This is a genomic window from Ferruginibacter sp. (assembly GCF_014377975.1).
GTDB lineage: Bacteria > Bacteroidota > Bacteroidia > Chitinophagales > Chitinophagaceae > Ferruginibacter.
Genome location: NZ_JACMOO010000099.1, coordinates 1 through 4,866, shown reverse-complemented (window position 1 = coordinate 4,866; position 4,866 = coordinate 1). Strand labels below are relative to the sequence as shown.

Genomic DNA, 4,866 nt, shown 5'->3' with positions numbered 1-4,866 from the left:
TACCTGTTTTGCGGTTCCTTTATAGGTACCTTTTACAGGAGAACAATCACTAAAATTTCTACCAATAGCAAGGCGTACATGCTGCTCGTTTACAATGCAATTGTTGGTAGGGTCAAAGCCAAGCCACCCGTAAAATGGAATATAGGCCTCTACCCAGGCGTGGGTTGCACCTTCACCTCTCAAATCATTATCTGTAGGGCAAACGTAACCACTTACATATCGTGCAGGAATACCTAATAAACGTAAGGTTACCAATAAAATATGAGCAAAATCCTGACAAACGCCTGCTTTTAATTTCCATATTTCATCGGGTGTAGTTTCTGTATTTGTAATGCCTTTTATATACTTGAACTCCTGATAAACATATTGAGTAAGTTGCAGTACGGCTACGTATACGGATACAGACCTGTAAAAGCCGGCATCCAAAACATTCTTTACTTCACTTAATGCTAAAAAGTTTTCCTGCTTTAAAAAATCAATGAAGGGTACTATATTTTTCAGGTTGTTTAATTGGTTCCATTGTTCTTCAATGGCCACATCATCCGGAGGAAAGATTCTTGGCTTAGTAATTATATTTATTATTGAATCGATTTTCAATTCTGTATGCGCAGCAATATTCATAAATGTACCTACATCATTACCATAATAATCTTTAAACATTTCAACAGAAGGTTCTCCTGTTATCGTCAACCTTTGACTGTGCAGTTCCTGGTATTCATCTTTTATGGGGAAAAGCATTATTTGATTTGCGCTGTCTCGAACAGCCTCCTGATAAGTGTATTTTGTAAGATGCTGGATGATGAATTTGGGCATAATTATTTTTTAATTTTTTGATAGTAATTTTTGGATCATTAAAACGGGCACACAATTCCTGCATTGACAAATAGATTAAGTGTAAGCAAAATAATTATGATTTAATGTATTGGCAATCGTAAATAAATTGTTTTTGGATTCATTTAAAAATTGTTGTAATCCATCCTGAATCAATGAATCCGGTGTTGAAAATTTAACCTTGCTTTCAATTTTCCCGATCATAAAATCTATCTCATTAAAGTCTGTAATATTTCTTTCATTTTTCAATCTTTCAAAATACCGGTGTAATCTATTAATAGAATAAATAACAGAACGGGGAAACTGGTCATTTAAAACCACCATCCCTACTACATTCTTGGCTTCAAAACCTCCCCGGTATGTTTTTAAATATAATTCATAGCCGGAAATAGACATGAGTAAATATTTCCAATAAGTGGTATCGGTTGTTTTATCTAATTCAAAACTAAGGTCACTAAACTTTACATTTAAAATGTCTGCAGATTGAATGGCTCTTTCGAGGTATTTGCCAATATTAATAAATGCATTTCCTTCGCCTCTTGCCATCGTAATATCTGTTGTTCCAAAATATAGAATGCCGTTTTTAATAAGCATATCTAAAATGGTTACAGGATCTCCTTTCAGCAACCATTCTGCCATTGCATCCTGCCGAACGATATGGTAAAAATCATTTAGGCATTGCCACATTTCTTTTGTGATGTGGTCCTGAACACTTCTTCCGTTTTCCCTGGCCAGGGTTACCATATTTAATACGGAATTTGGGTTGTCTTTTCCAATAACCATATACTGCAATATGCCCCTTGTATCCTGCGCAAATTCACTAATTTCTTCTTCGTTTAAAAACGTAAAAATCTTTAATACAGGCTTCCACGAAAAATTTTGCACATCATCCTGCGAAGAAGCATAATTGATTTTCAACATCCTTAAAATACCATCCGTTCTTTCCATGTAACGGCTCATCCAATATAAACTATCAGCAACTCTACTTAGCATAATTATGAAGCTTGCCCTTTTACCCAAAAGGGTTTGGGCTTTTTAATTTGTGAGTAATAATTTTTTGTTGATGAGCAAATAGCTTTAGGTGAAAAGCTATACTCATAATGTTGCCGGTCGATGATTTAGTTCTATTTGCACTTTAGGCATAAAAAAGGCAATTGACGTTTAATACCACTGCAATTATAAAATTTACGCCAAAACCCATGTGTCTTTACTTCCTCCGCCCTGAGATGAATTGACTATTAAAGAACCTTCTGTTAAGGCAACCCTTGTTAACCCGCCCGGAACTATTTCTATGCCATCCGGACCACACAAAGCATAAGGTCGTAGATCAATTCTGCGGGGTTGTAATTTCTCGCCTAAATAGCAAGGTGCGGATGATAAACTGATGATAGGTTGTGCTATAAACTGCCTTGGATTTTGCTCTACTTCCGCTTTATATTTAATGATCTCTTCTTCAGTTGCTGCACAACCCATCAGCATTCCGTAACCGCCACTTTCATTGGTTTTCTTTATTACCATTTCTGAAATATTTTTAAAAACATGCGCTCGCTCTTCCGCTTTATCCAAATGGTAAGTGGGAACATTTTTTAAAATTGGTTCTTCATTTAAATAATACCGTATCATTGCAGGTACATAAGTATAAATGGCTTTATCGTCTGCAACACCATTGCCTACTGCATTTACAATCGCAACATTCCCTTTTCTGTAAGCACTCATTATACCTGCAACACCCAATCTGCTGGTTGCATCAAAAACAAGGGGGTCTAAAAATTCATCATCGACCCTTCTGTAAATAACATCCACTTGTTGCAGTCCTGCAGTAGTTTTCATGTACACTTTATGGTTGTCAACTACCAAATCATTTCCTTCAACAAGTTCTACGCCCATCAGTCTGGCCAATGTGGTATGTTCAAAATAAGCGGAATTGTAAATACCGGGTGTTAGTAATACAATGATGGGGTTTTTAATTTGCCTGGGTGATAATGATACCAGGTTTCTATGCAATATAGCCGGGTATTCTGTTACACTGCGTACATTAATTTTGGGTAACAGATCGGGAAATATTCGCTTGGTAATTTCTCTGTTTTCCAGCATATAACTAACGCCGCTGGGTGTGCGCAAATTATCTTCCAATATGTAAAATGATCCGTCATTATTTCGGATTAGATCAATGCCCGAAATATGAATGTAGATATCGTAAGGTACCTGAAAATTATGCATTTCACGCAGGTAGTGCGGACAGCTATAGATCATTTCAGCCGGTACAATACCATCCTTAATTATGAATTGGCTGTTGTAAATATCTTTCAAAAATAGATTAAGGGCTTTAAGTCGTTGCTTAATTCCTTTTTCAATAAAATCCCATTCAGTGGCTGTAATGATACGGGGAATAATATCGAAAGGAAATATTTTTTCAATTCCTTCACCACTATTGTACACAGTGAAGGTAATGCCCTGACTCATAAAAAGACGTTTGGCAAGGTCTTCTTTTTGGTTAAGTTCTTCTATGGAAAGACTTTCCATAAATTCAATTGCCTTCTTGTACTGTTCTCTAACAGATGAATTGGAAGACATTTCATCCCAGGTGTTAGCATCTACTAAGTAGGATTGCAGCAGTTCATTTGTATTCATTATAAATCGTTTAGGTGAGTAGCTGGCATGCACATCATCAAAACCGATCTTTCTCAAATATACTGATTGTTGTTTATTTTTTAATACCTTAAAAAATATTCCTTGTAACTTTATTCTCCATAATTTTAATGATGATGAAAACAATTGCGATGATTCCGGCTCGTTATGCGGCAACTCGATTTCCGGCTAAACTGATGCAAATACTGGGCGATAAAACTGTGATCAGGCATACGTATGATAATACAATGGCAACAGGTTTGTTTGGTGATGTGGTGGTGGTTACCGATAGCGATATAATTTACAATGAAATTGTTAGCAATGGGGGGAAGGCAATTAAAAGTATAAAAGAACATGAAAGCGGAAGTGATAGAATTGCCGAAGCCGTTATAGGTTTAGATGTGGATATCGTAGTAAATATTCAAGGCGACGAACCATTTGTACAAAAAGAACCGTTGCAAAAACTATTGGATGTATTTGCGGATGAAGCCGGGAAATACATAGAAGTTGCTTCACTAATGCAAATTTTAAAAAATCCTCAATTTGTAAAAGATCCTAATTATGTAAAAGTTGCTGTTGATAAAAATATGAATGCGCTGATGTTTAGTCGTAGTGTAATTCCATATCAACGGGACCTTACAATATCACCAGTCTATTACGAACATATCGGCGTATACGGTTTTCGCAAACAGGCATTGCTTAATTTTACGAATTGGGAAATGACTCCTTTGGAAGCGGCAGAAAAAATTGAATGTCTGCGTTACTTGGAAAATGGTGTTTCGTTAAAAATGGTGGTTACGGAATACATGGGTATTGAAATTGATACGCCGGAAGATTTGGTACGGGCGGCTGCATTGTTGTAAGGCCTACCCAATAGCCGGATTTATTTATTTACAGGCAGTGAAAAGCAAGCTTAAATTTTACTTAAATTAAAATATTATTTAGACTCTAAAAATATTGTACAATCTTTTGAAAGGACTTAATACTAAATAATATTTTTTAAAAGGAAGGTAAAATTTTGACCATTTGGCGAACCATATTTCTTGATAAAATATCAGCTTCAATATTGTAGTTAACTACATCAGTTTTGTTTTGATGCGCCTTTATTTTAACAAGTGTTGGCTGTAAATTATGTAACAATTTCAATAATGTTTTAACTAAATCAGCATTGCTGATTGTAGTGCCTTTTTTAGTGGTGTAGTTTTGTGCAATAAATTTTGCTTCTCTTTTCTGCAAACCTGTTACGTATTGGCTGTCAGTCACCAAGGTTATAATTGGGTTGGTACATTTATTTTCAATATACTCCAGGGCGTTTATTACTGCTAAAAGTTCCATCCGGTTATGAGTGGTTTTCAATTCCGTACCTGATAAAATTATTTTTTGCTCATTAATAAATATTATAGAAAC

Annotated in this window: 5 protein-coding genes; 1 reads left to right on the top strand and 4 read right to left on the bottom strand. The window is 35.5% G+C overall.

Going from position 1 to position 4,866, the window contains the following annotated elements; all coding sequences use genetic code 11:
- The 3 genes from H7254_RS06000 to H7254_RS05990 form a co-directional block, all read right to left on the bottom strand.
- Positions 1-813, bottom strand: an 813-nt coding sequence (locus H7254_RS06000; RefSeq protein ID WP_301932108.1) for a transglutaminase family protein, incomplete at its 3' end; no start/stop codon positions are given.
- Between the two features lie 75 nt (positions 814-888).
- Complete coding sequence (locus H7254_RS05995) at positions 889-1,824, bottom strand: alpha-E domain-containing protein (RefSeq protein ID WP_301932107.1); 936 nt, start codon at positions 1,822-1,824, stop codon at positions 889-891.
- A 192-nt stretch (positions 1,825-2,016) separates the two neighbouring features.
- The gene (locus H7254_RS05990; protein ID WP_301932106.1) at positions 2,017-3,519 is read right to left on the bottom strand and encodes a circularly permuted type 2 ATP-grasp protein; all 1,503 of its coding nucleotides are present in this window, start codon (positions 3,517-3,519) and stop codon (positions 2,017-2,019) included.
- A 74-nt stretch (positions 3,520-3,593) separates the two neighbouring features.
- Here H7254_RS05990 and kdsB point away from each other — a divergent pair, with 74 nt between their 5' ends.
- Positions 3,594-4,322, top strand: a complete 729-nt coding sequence (gene kdsB, locus H7254_RS05985) for a 3-deoxy-manno-octulosonate cytidylyltransferase (protein WP_301932105.1) — start codon at positions 3,594-3,596, stop codon at positions 4,320-4,322.
- Between the two features lie 136 nt (positions 4,323-4,458).
- Here the strand turns inward: kdsB and H7254_RS05980 are convergent.
- Positions 4,459-4,866: RNase H family protein (locus tag H7254_RS05980; protein ID WP_301932104.1), on the bottom strand; the 408-nt coding region annotated here is incomplete at its 5' end.